The sequence below is a fragment of the Desulfocastanea catecholica genome, from assembly GCF_054657295.1.
On record NZ_BAAHYZ010000024.1, the window covers coordinates 41,239 to 57,327 of the forward strand.

The window sequence follows — 16,089 nt, forward strand, 5'->3', positions numbered from 1 at the left end:
GTAAAAACCTCTTTCGCGTATTTCCGGCACAGGCGTACCACCGCTTGGCTAAAGACATTGCCGCAGAGTAACGATTATGGTAGGATTTACATCCCGTGTAGACGGGTTATAGTAAAAAAGATATATTATTTCAAATTCTTATGCAAATAATTAATTGGCCTAACCCTCTTTGGTAATCGGATACATGGAAAGCTACGATAAAAAAATCTACATCGTCATGATCAGTATTCATGGTTTGATTCGTGGTCACGATCTTGAACTTGGCCGCGATGCAGACACCGGCGGACAAACCAAATACGTGGTGGAACTGGCCCGCGCGCTTGGCGAGCATGCCGACGTGGAGCGAGTCGACCTGCTGACCAGGCGAGTCGTCGATCCGTCGGTCAGCGATGATTATGGCAACCACGTTGAAAAGCTGTCCGATAACGTGCAGATCGTTCGCATTGATTGCGGCGACGAAGGGTATATCCCTAAAGAACAGCTCTGGCCTAGCCTGGATAACTTCGCCGATTCCGCCCTCGAATACATCAAGCTGCAGCCCGGCCTGCCGTCGATTGTGCATAGCCATTATGCCGATGCCGGGTATGTCGGCACGCGTTTGTCCCACCTGCTCGGTATCCCGCTGGTGCATACGGGTCATTCTCTTGGGCGCAGCAAGCGGCGCCAGTTGCTCGCCGCCGGGTTCAGCCGGGAAACCCTGGAGGCCCGGTACAATATTACCACGCGCATCGAGGCCGAAGAGACGACCCTGGGCGTTGCCGCCTGTGTTATTACCAGTACCAGGCAGGAAATTCATGAGCAGTATGCCGCCTATGATCATTACCAGCCCGAGCGTATGCGCGTTGTCCCGCCGGGGACTGATCTGCAGCAATTTTTTCCGCCGCAAGGGGATGAAACCGACAGTGCCATTGCCGCAGAGATTTACCGCTTTCTCAGAGAGCCGGAGAAACCGCTTATTCTTGCTCTGTCTCGCCCTGATCCCCGTAAGAATATTCTCCAGCTCATTACCGCTTACGGCCAATCGCCGGAACTCCAGCAACTGGCCAATCTTGTTATTATTGCCGGTAATCGTGATGATATCACCGATATGGATGATGACGCCCAGGGCGTACTGCAGGATATCCTCCTGCACATTGACCAGTATGACCTGTATGGCAAAGTGGCCTACCCGAAACATCACCAGGCATCCGAGGTGGCAACTATTTACCGGCTGGCGGCTCTTGGCAAAGGGGTGTTTATTAATCCGGCACTGACCGAACCCTTCGGCCTGACCCTGATTGAAGCGGCAGCCTGCGGCCTGCCGGTGGTCGCCACTGAAGATGGTGGTCCCATTGATATTATCGGCAATTGCCAAAACGGTTTTCTTATCGATCCGCTTGACGCCGAAGATATTACCCGGAAGCTGCTGCGCATCCTGGCCGATTCCCGACAGTGGCACGAATTTGCTGGTAACGGCCTGCGCGGGGTAGAAAAGCATTATTCCTGGCAGGCGCATACCAGGAAATTTCTCGAGGTGGTTCATCCCCTGATTACCCGCACGGCGGCTGCCACGCCATTTCACGGTAAACGCCGCAGTCAATTGCATCACGACCGGGCATTGTTCTCCGACCTCGATCAGAATCTGCTCGGACATCCTGTTGCGCTCAGGACATTCATAGAAGCCTTGCAGGCGAACCGGAAGTGCGTCCTGTTCGGTATTGCCACCGGCCGACGGCTTGACTCGGCAATCCAGGTCATGAAAAAACACCACATTCCCATGCCGAACGTGCTGATAACCAGCCTTGGTACGGAAATCTATTACAACCCCAACCTGGTGCCCGATGCCGCCTGGGAGCTGCATATCGATTATCTGTGGAACCCACGTATCATCCGTCGGACGCTGCGGGAACTGCCGGGGCTGAAGCTGCAGCCGCGTCTGGAGCAGAGCCGTTTCAAGATCAGTTATTACATTGATCCGCAGGTCGCCCCGGATATCCAGCAGATCAACAAGATGCTGCATCAGGAAGGGCAGGCCGCCAACGTGGTGCTTTCTTTCGGGCAGTATCTCGATATTATTCCGGTCCGCGCGTCCAAGGGACTCGCCCTGCGCTGGGTTGCCGAGAGGCATGATATTCCTCTCGACAGGATACTGGCTGCAGGTGGTTCCGGGGCCGATGAAGACATGATGCGCGGGAATATGCTCGCCGTCGTCGTTGCCAACCGGCACAATGAGGAGCTTTCCGAGCTGGTGCATGGCGATGAAATTTTCTTTGCCTCTCGCCCCTACGCCGAAGGTATCCTTGAGGCAATTGAGTTCTACGAATTTTTCGAGAGTTGTGACATCCCGGAAAAATGAAAAGTCGGTGTACGCCGCTGCCGACTTCTTGTCAGAGAGTTATTGATTCCGGATCAAACCGCAAAAGACGGTGCCGGAACCTTTTTACCAATGCATCATTGTGGAGTTTTTTTAATGTACGAACAGGTATCCCACTCCCTCCTTAACCAGATACTTACCGACCTGAAACCTGAAATTCATAAACAGGATCTGCGCCATTTTTATACCCGGTTAGGGGCGAATTTTTATTCCATTCATTCGCTGTTCACACGGCTTTACGGCAAGCGTGATGATTTTCATGGGCAGATGCAGAAGCTGGTTGAAACGATGGCCAGGCAGTATATTCAGCGGCCCGACCACCTGAAGGAGAGCGATATCGCCCGTGAGCAGGATCACAACTGGTTTCTCAGTCAGGAGTGGGTCGGCATGGCCCAGTATCCGGATGGATACGCCAAAAATCTGTCGGAATTGCAGCAGCATATGCATTATTTCCTCGAACTTGGGGTGAATATGGTCCATCTCATGCCGATGCTGGTCTGCCCGAAAGGGGCCAGCGACGGCGGCTATGCGGTCAGTGATTTTCGCCGCATCAACGAGCGTTTCGGCAGTCTTGAGGATTTACAGAATCTGGCCGGAGAATTCCACAAGCATGGAATTCTCCTGACCCTGGATGTCGTACTCAACCATACCTCCAATGAGCATGAATGGGCGTTGAAGGCCCGGCAGGGGAATTTGAAGTATCAGGATTATTACTATATCTTTGACAACCGTGAAGTGCCCGACATGTTTGAAGTCACCATGCCGGAGATTTTTCCGGAAACCGCCTCGGGAAATTTTACCTGGGACGAGGAGATGGGCAAGTGGGTTATGACCGTCTTCAACGACTTTCAGTGGGACCTGAACTACAGTAATCCCGCGGTGTTCATCGAAATGCTCGACATCATTTTGTACTGGGCCAATCAGGGCGCGGATATTCTACGCCTGGATGCCGTGGCCTTTCTCTGGAAGAAAATCGGCAGCATCTGCCAGAACGAACGTGAGGCCCATCTGCTGCTGCAACTGATGAAGGATTGCTGCCAGGTGTCGGCCCCGGGTGTCCTGTTCATCGCCGAGGCCATTGTTGCGCCGGTCGAGATAATCAAGTATTTCGGCGAAGATGCCATCAACGCCAAGGAATGTGAAATAGCCTATAACGCCACCTATATGGCCCTTCTGTGGGATGCGGTGGCGACCAAGAATGCCAAACTGCTCACCCAGGGTATCAAAAGTCTGCCCGATAAACTCGAGCGGGCCACCTGGCTCAATTATGTCCGCTGTCATGACGATATCGGCCTGGGCTATGACGATAATGATATTCGTGCCGTCGACTACGAGCCGCGTGCCCATCGCCAGTTCCTGATAGATTATTATACCGGAAAGTATGACGATTCCTTATCCCGCGGCCTGCCTTTCGGCCAAAATGACAAGACCGGGGATAGCCGTATTTCCGGCTCTCTTGCTTCGCTGGTCGGCCTGGAGGCGGCGCTGGATATGGGGGATCAGGCGGAGATCGACAATGCCATAAAAATCATCGTCCTGCTGCATGGGATGATCATGTCCTTCGGCGGCATTCCGCTGCTCTATTACGGCGACGAGTTAGGTACCTTAAACGATACCAGCTATCTCGAAGATCCGGCAAAAGCCAACGACAGTCGCTGGGCGCATCGTCCGCGCATCAACTGGGACAAGGCGGCACTGCGCAATAGTCCGGGCACGGTCGAATACCGGCTGTTTTCCGCCTTGAAAAAAATGATCGCCGTGCGCAAGGAAATAGTCGCCTTTGCCGATTTTAATAACCGCGAACTGCTCGATGTCGGCAACCCGCACCTGTTCGTTTTTGCCCGTTTTGAATATGACCAGCCGACCAGCAGGGTCCTGGTGGTGGCCAATTTTGACAATGCTCCGCAGCATCTGAATCTGAAGGACATAGAGCGAAAAGCCTATTTTCGCAACGGGGCGATTCGCGACCTGTATTCAGGGGAAAAACCGGCAATGTTTAACGAGGAACTGGTTATTCCGCCGTACAGGTTTTATTGGCTGACGGATCAGTAGCCTTACTTGAGAAGCGGGTGATGCATACTGGCCCGCTGTTCAACATAGGCCTCGGCGACTTTTCTGGCGATATTGCGGATGCGGCCGATGTATCGTGTCCGTTCATTGACGCTGATTGCCTTGCGTGCATCGAGCAGATTGAAGGTGTGCGAGCATTTCAGGCAGTAGTCATAGGCCGGCAGGATAAGTTTTTTATCGACGAGTTTCAGTGCTTCTTCTTCGTATATGTCAAAAAACATCAGCAGCTTTTCGACATTTGCCTCTTCGAAGTTAAATGTGGAAAACTCGACCTCGGCCTGGTGAAAGATCTCGCCGTAGCTGACCGTGTCGTTCCAGGCGATATCGTAGACGCTTTCGACACCCTGGAGATACATGGCAATACGTTCCAGGCCGTAGGTAATCTCCACGGTGGTCGGATGAAGATCAATAGACCCGGCCTGCTGGAAATAGGTAAACTGGGTGATTTCCATCCCGTCCAGCCACACCTCCCAGCCAAGCCCCGAGGCACCGAGGGTCGGCGATTCCCAGTCATCTTCGACGAAGCGGATATCATGGTCAAGGAGATTGAGGCCGAAACGTTCCAGACTGGCCAGATAGAGCTCCTGCACATTTAACGGCGAAGGTTTGATGACTACCTGGTACTGGTAATAATGCTGCAATCGATTGGGATTGTTGCCGTACCGTCCGTCGGTCGGCCTTCTGGAAGGTTGCGGATAGGCACATTTCCATGGTTCGGGACCGAGGGCGCGGAGCAGGGTGGCCGGATGGAATGTCCCCGCACCTACCTCCATGTCATAGGGCTGCTGGATGACGCAACCCTGTTCCGCCCAGTAGGTACTCAACTCAAAAATGATGTTTTGAAAATTCATCAAATTTCCTCATGTTTGGCAATGATATTTCAGGAAGACCGGGCATGTCCGGCCAAATGTCCCCGTAGTATATAATTGCTATCTTGACTTTTGTCTATGGGATCATAATTATATCTGCACATTACCTATTACACAGTGGATCGATTTCTCCTTCGTTTCTCCCTGCACTTTTTCCCTATTAATAACGGGCTTTATTCCATGCAAACACCTGAATCACTGCAGCACACAGCGGAAATATCCCGCCTCCTCGGGGAGGTTACCTCCATCGCCGTTGTCGGTCTGTCGCCCAAAGAGAACCGGCCGAGTAACATGGTCGGCCGGTATCTTCTTGATGTCGGCTATACCATCTACCCGGTCAATCCCGGACAAAAAGAGATCCTCGGCCAGACCTGCTATGCGGATCTTCAATCCATTCCTCACCCGATCGACGTCGTCGATATTTTTAGAAAATCAGAAGATGTTCTTGAGATTGTCGAACAGCTTGTCGAATTGAAGCCGCTGCCTCGAGTGGTCTGGATGCAGCAGGGAGTAATCAATGAAGCCGCCGCCGAGCTGGCCCGCAGCAAAGGGATTTTCGTGGTCATGGACCGGTGTATTAAAGTGGATCATGCCACTCTCCTCCGCAGATAACTGTCTGCAATAGCTCTCTTTTCTCTTTTAGTTTTCCATGGAACCAAAGACCCTGAGCATTCGTGGTGCGCGAATGCATAATTTGAAGAATATCGATGTCGATCTGCCGCGCAATAAACTTGTGCTCTTTACCGGTCTGTCCGGTTCCGGGAAATCAACACTGGCCTTCGATACCCTGTATGCCGAAGGCCAGCGCCGCTATGTTGAGTCGCTGTCGACCTACGCCCGGCAATTTCTCGGCCAGATGGATAAGCCTGATGTCGATTCGCTGGAAGGGCTTTCGCCGGCAGTTTCCATCGAGCAGAAAACGACCAGCAAAAATCCCCGTTCAACGGTCGGCACGGTAACGGAGATCTATGATCACCTCCGCCTGCTCTTTGCCCGCTGCGGCCATCCCCATTGTCACCAGTGCGGCAAGCCCATCGAGGCGCAGTCCCTCGAGGACATGGTCAACGCGCTGATGCTTCTGCCGGAGGGCAAGAAAATTATTCTTCTTGCCCCGCTTGTCACCGAACGAAAGGGCCGCCATGAACAGCTGCTGGCCCGAGTGCGCAAGGAAGGCTTTGTCCGGATCCGCATTAATGGCGACATCTTGCATGCCGACGATGTCACCGATCTTGATAAAAACAAGAAACACTCCATCGAGGTTGTCGTCGATCGCCTGGTGATCAAGGACTCCATCAGAAGACGTTTGGCTGACTCGGTCGCCACCGCCGTCAAGCTGAGCGATGGTTTTCTGTTGGTGCTCTTTCCCGATGACGATACCCAGCGACTGTTCAGTGAGCTTGCCGCATGCCACAGCTGCGGCATTTCCCTGCCGCCGATCTCCACCCAGCTGTTTTCCTTCAACAATCCGCAGGGGGCTTGTGTCGAGTGCGGCGGACTCGGCGTGAAACAGTTTTTTGATCCGTCCCTGATTGTGCCGGATGACCGCCTGTCTATCAGTGATGGCGCGATTGCCCCCTGGGGCTGGCGGAACGAGGAATCCTATACCGGCCATATGCTCGAATCCGTCGCCAAACATTACCATGTCTCGCTGAAAACGCCTTTCGGCACATTATCCGAGCAGGTGCGAGAGGTGTTTCTCTATGGTTCCGGCCAGGAAGAAATTCAATTTGATTATCGCAACGGCCAGCGCAGCATGTCTGCGGTGAAGCCCTTTGAAGGGGTTATCCCCCAGCTCGATCGTCGATTTCACGAGACCCAGTCACCAATGGTTCGCGAGGAACTGACCAAATATATGAACGAGCAGCAATGTCCGCGCTGTCTCGGTGCACGATTGAAGCCCGAGGCACTGGCCGTACGGGTCGGTAAATGGTCGATATACGAACTGACCTGTCTGTCGATTGAAATGATTCTGGCGGAGCTGCCGAAGCTGCCCTTTACCGCCAGGGAAAAAAAGATCGGTCAGTCGATCCTCAAGGAAATTGTCGACCGGCTTTCTTTTCTTCGCGATGTGGGACTGGGCTATCTTTCACTGGAACGGCGGGCCGGTACGCTGTCCGGCGGCGAGGCGCAGAGGATTCGCCTGGCCTCGCAGATCGGCTCGCGCCTGGCCGGGGTGCTGTATATTTTAGATGAACCGAGTATCGGTCTGCACCAGCGCGATAACCAGAAACTTATCAATACCCTGCTTGAGCTGCGTGATCTGGGCAACAGCCTGATTGTCGTCGAACATGACACCGACACGATTCTGGCGGCGGATCATGTCCTGGATATGGGACCAGGCGCCGGAATTCATGGTGGCCATATCGTCTACAATGGTGATGTCCAGGGATTGCTGCTCAATGAACAGTCGGCTACCGGCGCCTATCTGTCCGGGCGTCTGCAGATAAAAACGCCTAAGAAAAGACGCAAGATACGTCTCGGGGCAAAACACTGTCTGCAGCTGAAAAACTGCACCATCAACAATCTGAAAAATATCACCGCCTCGTTTCCCTTAAAGGGGATGACCTGCGTGACCGGCGTCTCGGGTTCGGGAAAAAGTTCCCTGGTCATCGAGACCCTGTTTCGCATGGCCAAAGCGGGTCTGCATAAAAGAAGCGACAGTTTCAGTCAGGACGGAACCGTGTTGACCGGCCTGGGCCTGATCGATAAAATTATCGATATTGACCAGAGCCCGATCGGCAGAACACCCCGGTCAAACCCTGCCACCTATACCGGCGTCTTCACCCATATACGCGACCTTTTTACCCGTCTGCCCGAGTCCAGATCCCGTGGCTACAAACCCGGCAGATTCAGTTTTAACATCAAGGGTGGTCGGTGTGAAGCATGTGAAGGGGAGGGCGTCAACAAGATTGCTATGCACTTCCTGCCGGATATTTATGTCGAGTGTGAAACATGCCGGGGCAGGCGATATAACAGTGAAACCCTGGAGATTCACTACCGGGATAAAAACATTCATGATGTGCTGGCCATGACCGTGGAGGAAGCACTGGAATTCTTTCAGAATGTGCCGCCGGTGAAAAACAAGCTGCAGACGCTCTACGATGTCGGTCTGACCTATATTTCCCTTGGCCAGTCATCGGTTACCCTGTCCGGCGGCGAGGCGCAGCGGGTCAAACTGGCCAAGGAACTGTCCGGCAGGAGCAGCGGCAAGACCCTGTATATATTAGACGAACCGACCACCGGCCTGCACCCGGCGGATATCCAGCATCTGCTCAATGTCCTGAACATTCTCGTTGATCAGGACAACACCGTCATCATCATCGAGCATAATCTCGATGTCATCAAGACCGCCGACTGGATAATCGATGTCGGGCCGGAAGGCGGGAATGGCGGGGGAGAAATAGTTGCGGTTGGCACCCCGGAAGAATTGGCTGGAGTCGAGACATCCTATACGGGGCATTTTCTCAAACAAGTTCTGCCTTAATTGCGGAGAATTGGTTGACAAGGCTTGCCTCAATCGGCGAAGTACGTTCTAATAGCGCGTATCAAGAATAGGCAGCTGGGAGATGCGTCGCGATAGCCATGTAAAGATTTAGGCTTTTACGGGTTCTATTTATCTCAGAATAACACTATTACAATAATATCAAGGAGCACCATGGCAGAAAACACCGAAAAGGACAAGGCGGCAAAACCGGAATTTAGAATGCAGAAAATGTACATCAAGGATCTGTCGTTTGAAAATCCAAACGCGCCGCAGATATTTACCGATCGCCAGAAGATGGATCCTGCCGTAGAGGTAAACCTGCAACTCAACAATAAGCAGATAGACGACGATCACTGGGAACTTTCCCTGCATATTACCTCCAAGGTAACCTCGAAAGAGGACAGCAAGGTGTTGTTTATTTTAGAGATAGAGCATGCGGCGGTTTTTATGTTGAAGAATATTCCCGATGAACATATGGCCATGCTGCTTGGGGTCGACTGCCCAACATTGCTCTTTCCGTTTACCAGACAGATCGTCAGCCAGGTTTCGATCGACGGCGGATTTGTCCCATTTTTGATGGAACCTGTTAACTTTATGGCTCTTTTTCAGAATGCTAAAAAGAAAAAGGAAGCAGAGGCTAAAAATTAATTGGCAAAGCCGAAAGTAAAAAGGGGGGATGCCGGCGTTACGCCAGCATCCCCCCCTTTTTTTTTTTGTTATTATTCCAGCCGGTATCTTACAGCTTACAGGCCGTAGGCGACAAAATGATCGACGAGGGTTGTGGCACCTTTCTCAATCGCCGTGTTAAAAAGCGTATCGTACTGATTGTCGGCCAGAACTGACTCGGGCGATACCTGCACTCTTACTCTGTTACTCCAGACGACATTGCCTGTTGCCGCTTCCTGCACCCACATGCGCATTTCTACTGTGCCCTGCGCGTCAACTGGTCCCTGGCCGTAGGTGAGGGCGTCGGAACTCTCCTGTGCATCATAGGCATCCGAACTGACGTAACCAAAAACGGATCGACCGGTGCTCTCAAAGACCACGGGCAACAAGCCTCTTCGCGATGGTGCCCATGAGGTTCCCTGCCTGGTTTTGAATTCCAGGATCCGGCCCCTGAGGATATAATCCGCATTGAATTGCTGGCCGATTTTCGCCACTGTTTTCGCGTCCAGCCCATGTGTACCAAAAGAATTTTGCCCGGCGTCACTTGCAACCTGGCTCATATAGAATCTGATTTCATTTTTCATTGTATTGGACCAGTCATCGTCGGCCAGCTGCAAAGCAAGCGAGCTGGTAGTATCGACCTTGATGACATTTTCCTGCACAAGATAATCGATAATGTCTTCCTGGATCGGTAGACCAAATCCGTTGATGATAAGGCGATCGGTCAGGGATTCAGTAACGAGCATATTTCTGCGTTGGGCCGAGGCAAGATTGCCCTCGGAGTAATCGGCAAAAGGGAGAATGACAATGCTTTTTCCATTGCCAAGTCCATTAGGGTTTGGCCCTTGAGGGACATTCAGTGTTTCAACTACCATTTGTCCGCCGCCGCAACCGACCAGCAATAATGCTAAAACTCCGATGACGAGATATTTCAGCCTGTCCATATTTGTTCTCCCTACTGAAAATAATAGATTCATTTTTGAAGAAATTAAATGATTTGTGGTCGTAAAAGAATTATCAGTTCACGTTTTCTACTCGTTTTTTCTTCGTAGCCAAATAGGTATTTGAAGAATGGAATATTTTTAGTTCCGGGAATAAAACTTTCATCACCTTCCGATGAATTTGAAATTAAGCCACCAACTACAAGCATTTCACCGTTATTGACTCGCACAGTTGTGCTCATTTCCCGAACATTGATTACCGGAAGTCCTACTTCTCCCAGACCTACTGGTCTATATTCTATGGGTTCGACTAATTCCGATGTGACGGGAACGAGATTGAGGATGATTTGATTATTATCAAGGATGGTTGCAGTCAGTGCTAAGCCAACTCCGGAAAGTGCTCGCTCGGTTTCAGAAGTGTATGATACGGTTCCAGTTTCGTCATTTATATCTGCTGTAACATTAGATAGATAGGCGACAACTTTACCAACAGTCATGAGTGCCGGTTGGCCGTTTAATACACTTAATTTAGGATTAGAAAGTATGTTTGTTTGGCCCTGCTCGCTTACGGCATTAAGAAAGGAATCGAAACTAAATGCGGCTAGTGAAATAGCACCACTAAAGCTTCTATTAAGACCATCGGCAATGATGGTCGCACCCGAAAGTCCAGATGCTGCACTAGCACCAGCTATGCTGCTTAAGATATTATTAGTGCTGCTGGTAGCAGTATCTCCATCGAGGATATTGTTAGTAAAAGTTCTGTTGCGTGTATTGCTTATAGTATTTCTATCTTCAATTGACCCGTTAATTGAGTTGGAGAAATTCGAATTATCTGTAGTGTTTTTGGAATAATCACTTCCACCAAAATACTCAGCAGAAACGGTTAGATTTTCAAGAATCTGGTTCCAATTCAGTCCTATGGAGGAGTGGTCGTCCAGTTGAACTTCGATAATTTTTGCCTCTATGGAGATTTGTTGGTAGAGAGATTTTTTCAGGGTGGTGATATATGCATCTATTTTTTCGAGTACAGGACGTGGTGCCGTAACGGTAATAAGACCAACCGGTTTGTCGATTATATAAAAGCCTTCGCCACCGCCGACATCACCTGCTTTTTGAGCGGAAGAAGTTTTAGTAACATCAGAGGATTCAGAATGTGCAACTTCTGTTTTTCCGGAATAACTTCGTGACCCTTCTTTGGCAACATCTTCATCTTCTACTTTGTCAGTATCTCTCTTAACCGTTTCACCTTCTCTGCGGAATGTCCAGATCTGCAAAATAGTATCTAAATTAAGTTTTATATTATCCCAGATATCGAATTCGTTACTTTCGCTATTAAGTGAGATAGTGCCGTCAATACTGTTTGAAATTTCTGAGTTGCCCAGCACATTTCCGCCGGTGCCGGTAGAATAGTTTTGTTTGGTGAAAGGCATGGAAATCTGAAACTGTCTGGTCTCTTTATATTTGACAATAATGGTAGACCCCTGCATTTCATGATAGTAATCAACCTGGCGGAGCATGTTGTCGAGAGCAGTGTAGAAATCGTCATTTGCCCCAATGTTTACATCGACGAGCACGTTTTTATCGACATCGCTGGCCCAGGAGACATTCATGTTTTTAAGAGAGGCCAATCGGCTGATGATATCCCAGAGCGGCTGGGGGCCGCGGGTCGAGGTGATACGAGCCCCAACCTTGAGTTTGCTCTCCTCAGCAATTGATATGTCTTCCGTCGTATCTCTATCGACAATATACGATGCCGTCTGATAACGGACCGGCAGGCTCGCCGGTAATTGGGGAGTATTCACCGTCGCTGCCTTGTCAACGGCCTGCGCCGATTGCTGAGCGAGGGCGGCTTGTTGTTCTTTTTGCTTCGTGTCGGTGGCGCAAGAGCTGAGGAGCAGGGTGAGTAGCAAGAGGCTACCGGCGACAAAAGAATATTTTAGGTACTTCATAAAAACCTCTTGGACTGAAAATTTTGAGAGAGAATCAGATTCCATTTTATTTTTATTAAAGATCTTTAGCAGCCAGACGGCCTTCGATATATTGCCTTAGATCGGGACGTAACTGAAAGCCGGAGGTGAGAATTGCCAGATACTGCTTCGTCGCCTCTTTGGACCTGCCTGTTTTATCGAGAATGCGTGCCTTGGCAATCATGGTGTCAAGGGTCTCGCCGTAAGCGGAGTGGTACCTGTCGAGAAGCTTCAGTGCCGCATCGTTCTGGCCGTTATTTTCACTGAAAGCGGCAAAGCTCATCAGCGCCTCTTTCATTGGCGGCGAATTGCTTATGCTTTGCGCAAAATATTCTTTGGCCTCCGATGTTCTCTGCATGTTGGCTGAGGCAATGGCCGCGTACAGAGCCGCCTTATCATTTTTCGGATCGTGTTTTAGACTTTCTTTGGCGTAGTGAACAGCCTTGGCGTTCATACCGAGATTTACCAGGTAAAGGGTCGCCAGCCTATTGGATATCCTGGCATTTTGCGGCCAGAGTTCAAAGGCCTTGGTATACAGCTGTGCCGCTTCTTCAAACTCTTCTCTGTTCTCCAGATTTTGCGCTTTGCCCATGTACTCTTTCGCCAGCATGACTTCTTTGGGCTGGCTGGTGGATTTTTCAATGACCAGGGCTTCCTGTTGAAGAACTTCAATGTCGGCTTTGAATTCGAGATTGTCTTCGGCACGGGTCGGCCAGACGAATTCTTTTTTGGCGGGATAGATGACGATAGTGTTAAAGCGTTCTTCCTTCTTCAAATCCATCAGGTTGAGAATAATGTCCAGAGCAAAATCCCAGGGGACATCGGTAAGAGCAAGAGTCAATACCCCCTGTACCTGTTCGTCGACGATGATGTTCAGATCGGTAATCTGTCGGAAAAGACGAAATACATTGTGAATGTCAATCTTATAAAAATCGACACTGATACGCTGTTTTTTATATCCGGAGAAAGAGAAGTCATCCTGCAGAGCCGCAGCTTTGGCGCCCGATTTTCCGGCGGCCATTTTACCTGGAGCCTGCTTGAGTAATTTTTCGGAGGAGCCGATAAGCTGGTCCAGGGTAGGGTCGGCAGTCGAAGAAGTTTTCGCCGGTCGCTCATCGATCACCACATGTAACCCATCGGCGGATGGCGCAACGGTGTATTTAAATAAATCCTCAGTGGCCGAGTCAAATACGATACGAGCTCCAGTACCATGTGGAGAGACGCGAATTTTGTCGACAGAGGTGCCGATATATTTTTCAGGAACCAATTCGTTGATAGCCACATCGGCAATGTCGATAAACATCCGTGGCGGTCTATTAGGCCCGCTGCTGATGGTGTCGACAGTATAATTTTCCAGAGGCCCATTGGAGCTGATGGTGATGGTGGTGGTATGTGGTGTGCTCACCACCTTGAAATCATTCAGCGACCTTACTCCAGGCAGTTGTGCGGCTGCGGCAGGCGTTTTTGTTAACGCTGCCGGAAACAATTTGATAACCAGGCTGTTGCCAAGTTTTTCAACCGCGTAATCATGGCTGTCGGCTAAGGTGAACTCAAAGCGCATGCGGGCAGGGGGCTGGTCTTTGATGTCCAGTACATTGAGTGTCGCGAAAGAGTTTTCCGGAAGCTGGGCTTTTTCCGGCGCAAGATTCTTGCCGTAAAATGCTCCGGCAATATCAACGACAACTCTAAAGGGAGTAAATCGCTCCGTTACATTATATACCGGTGGGACGGTTCCGGAGAGAGTGTACGTAATCGCATCGCCTGACAGCACAACGGCAATATCAGCTATTTCGTAGGAAACTTCATTGTCAGACCATGCTTTCTCGGTCTGCAATACGAATAAGATGCAAAATGCGATGAAAACAGCCGCTTGTATTTTGTCTAGCCATTTAAGCATTTTCTATTCTTCTCCCTCTTCTTTCTTGAGTGTCATCACCACCTGGGTGATGATTTCCTTTCCTGCCCGTGTTACGGCAGTCTCTTCAATAATAACGGCATTGGCGGCGATATCTTTGATAACACCTCGTTTGCCTATTTTTGTACCTTCAAGGAGGATATAGCCCTTGCCGGTAAAATCCTCAACCATGGCCACATCTTCGGCATTTTTCTTCAGTAATGCCACAAGGGTAAGCTGACCGGGTTCAAAAAGCTGCATGCCCGTAAGAGGTTCGCTTTTATCAACGATTTCATTCATATCAGCAGTTGATGTCGCGGCTTTTTCGGTAATGAAGGGCATAAAAGGATCAGGTCTGTTTTCAAGTACATATTCAAATTGTGTACTGAAATCGGCAGCTGCAGGCTGTGCTTGGTCCATTGTGTCGGTTGCCGTCGCATAGCTGATGTTCTGCATGCCAACCAAGCCGCCTGCACATAAAAATGCACAGAGAACCCTTGTCCTGAAAACGCTCGAGAGAAAAGTTGATTTGGGATACTCAATTAAACAGATCATGGATTTCACTTTTTGGGTGGTTTGGGGAGCTCAACGTTAGTGAAACGGTAGGTAACCAGTCTGCAGTCCGAGTTGAGCAGCATTTCTCCACCTTCCTTTTTCGGGGAGCTCATTTTGATATTGGAGACGGAAACTATTCGTTCAAGTTTGCTGACCTGGTCAAAAAAGAAACCCATGTTGTGGTAGGGACCCCGCACATTGATGGTCACCGGGATCTCGGCATAAAAATCCTTTGGAATGTCGGCAAGTGGTTTGAAAGTCAAAAAATCAAGACCGGCATTTCGACCCAGGGCAGAGATGTCCTTGAGAAGTTTGGGGATTTCTTTTTCTTTGGGAAGCAGTGCCGCGGTCTCCTGGAATTGAGCTTCCGCTTCTGCCATCTCCTTCTCAAATTTGGCGAGGTCAGCTGCCTTTGCTTTTACTTCCTGAAGCTGTTTGGTGATCGTCACTTTTTCCTGGCTGAGAGTTGCTATTTTCTCGGCTTTTGCTTGATAGTAAGAAAAATAAAAAATCACCAGGGGCAGGAGAATAATTCCAGCCGTAATCCCCAGCTTGATTCTTGACGAAAGAGGTATGTATTTTTCATCAATGAAGGTTGCAAATGCTGCGTCGCTCGTTTTCATACACTCATATTGGGAAGTTGTTTACGTAGCCATCCGAAGATTCAGGTTTCAACGTGTTTATCATTATTTAACATCAGTCTTTTCAGGCGCTGCTTTTACCGGCTGTGCAACAACACAATTTAATTCGAAACTTTTCAGGTTTCTGCCTGATACCACTTTCAGAGAAGAACCGGCCAGGGTGACATCCTGCACAAATGGAGATTCCTTGAGATTGTCCATAAATTGAGCAATGGTCTGGTTATCAAGTGCCACACCGGTTAATTGTAACGACGAACCCTGCTGGTTGAGGGATTCGAGCCACATCCGTTGATTATCTATTCGATTGGCAACTTGATCAACAGTGTGAACAGTCAGCGAAGAATCCGTCTTGAGTTGTTTGATTATTCCGGTTTTTCTGTCAAGTTCTTCGCGATCTTTTTTCAATTTGGCAATTCTGTCTAATGTCGGCTTGTAGGAATTTTTTTCCTTCTGCAGTGCGGCAATATCGGTTTGCAGGCCGGAGATTTTTTGGGCCTGCAGAACACCGGTAGCAGCTACAAGGGCAAGAACCAGTATAAATAAAAGGAACATGCCGAAAAGCTGTTGTCTCGCCTTGGCTTGTTTTTTGAGTTGCCGAACCGGCAGCAGGTTGATTTTAAGCATGCTGGACCTTTGACAATGTGAAGAA

General features: G+C 49.9%; 12 protein-coding genes. 5 read left to right on the top strand and 7 right to left on the bottom strand.

Annotation, left to right across the window (positions count from 1 at the left end; translation table 11 throughout):
- The first annotated feature begins 184 nt into the window (after positions 1-184).
- The gene (locus ACYQ8U_RS18290; RefSeq protein ID WP_459947003.1) at positions 185-2,335 is read left to right on the top strand and encodes an HAD-IIB family hydrolase; all 2,151 of its coding nucleotides are present in this window, start codon (positions 185-187) and stop codon (positions 2,333-2,335) included.
- 114 nt (positions 2,336-2,449) lie between these two features.
- Positions 2,450-4,405 carry an amylosucrase gene (locus tag ACYQ8U_RS18295; protein ID WP_459947004.1) on the top strand — a complete coding sequence of 652 codons (1,956 nt, stop codon included), beginning with the start codon at positions 2,450-2,452 and terminating at the stop codon, positions 4,403-4,405.
- Between the two features lie 2 nt (positions 4,406-4,407).
- Here ACYQ8U_RS18295 and glyQ read toward each other — a convergent pair whose 3' ends face one another.
- On the bottom strand, positions 4,408-5,274 hold the full coding sequence (gene glyQ, locus ACYQ8U_RS18300) for a glycine--tRNA ligase subunit alpha (protein WP_459947005.1): 867 nt from the start codon (positions 5,272-5,274) through the stop codon (positions 4,408-4,410).
- A gap of 198 nt (positions 5,275-5,472) precedes the next feature.
- Here glyQ and ACYQ8U_RS18305 point away from each other — a divergent pair, with 198 nt between their 5' ends.
- The 3 genes from ACYQ8U_RS18305 to secB all read left to right on the top strand — a co-directional run bounded on the left by ACYQ8U_RS18305 (position 5,473) and on the right by secB (position 9,424).
- Entirely contained in the window at positions 5,473-5,904 is a 432-nt protein-coding gene (locus ACYQ8U_RS18305; RefSeq protein WP_459947006.1) for a CoA-binding protein, read from the top strand.
- A gap of 37 nt (positions 5,905-5,941) precedes the next feature.
- Entirely contained in the window at positions 5,942-8,776 is a 2,835-nt protein-coding gene (gene uvrA / locus ACYQ8U_RS18310; protein ID WP_459947007.1) for an excinuclease ABC subunit UvrA, read from the top strand.
- A gap of 171 nt (positions 8,777-8,947) precedes the next feature.
- Complete coding sequence (gene secB, locus ACYQ8U_RS18315; RefSeq protein WP_459947008.1) at positions 8,948-9,424, top strand: protein-export chaperone SecB; 477 nt, start codon at positions 8,948-8,950, stop codon at positions 9,422-9,424.
- Positions 9,425-9,519: 95 nt separating this feature from the next.
- Here the strand turns inward: secB and ACYQ8U_RS18320 are convergent, their stop codons facing one another.
- The 6 genes from ACYQ8U_RS18320 to ACYQ8U_RS18345 all read right to left on the bottom strand — a co-directional run bounded on the left by ACYQ8U_RS18320 (position 9,520) and on the right by ACYQ8U_RS18345 (position 16,064).
- Positions 9,520-10,386 carry a hypothetical protein gene (locus ACYQ8U_RS18320; protein WP_459947009.1) on the bottom strand — a complete coding sequence of 289 codons (867 nt, stop codon included), beginning with the start codon at positions 10,384-10,386 and terminating at the stop codon, positions 9,520-9,522.
- A gap of 44 nt (positions 10,387-10,430) precedes the next feature.
- Entirely contained in the window at positions 10,431-12,332 is a 1,902-nt protein-coding gene (locus ACYQ8U_RS18325) for a hypothetical protein (protein WP_459947010.1), read from the bottom strand.
- Between the two features lie 55 nt (positions 12,333-12,387).
- Positions 12,388-14,247 (bottom strand): secretin and TonB N-terminal domain-containing protein, encoded by a 1,860-nt coding sequence (locus tag ACYQ8U_RS18330; protein ID WP_459947011.1) that lies wholly within the window; start codon positions 14,245-14,247, stop codon positions 12,388-12,390.
- Positions 14,248-14,250: 3 nt separating this feature from the next.
- Complete coding sequence (locus tag ACYQ8U_RS18335) at positions 14,251-14,700, bottom strand: pilus assembly protein PilP (RefSeq protein WP_459947012.1); 450 nt, start codon at positions 14,698-14,700, stop codon at positions 14,251-14,253.
- A gap of 104 nt (positions 14,701-14,804) precedes the next feature.
- On the bottom strand, positions 14,805-15,422 hold the full coding sequence (locus tag ACYQ8U_RS18340; protein ID WP_459947013.1) for a type IV pilus inner membrane component PilO: 618 nt from the start codon (positions 15,420-15,422) through the stop codon (positions 14,805-14,807).
- Between the two features lie 63 nt (positions 15,423-15,485).
- Entirely contained in the window at positions 15,486-16,064 is a 579-nt protein-coding gene (locus ACYQ8U_RS18345; protein WP_459947014.1) for a PilN domain-containing protein, read from the bottom strand.
- Positions 16,065-16,089 lie beyond the last annotated feature (25 nt).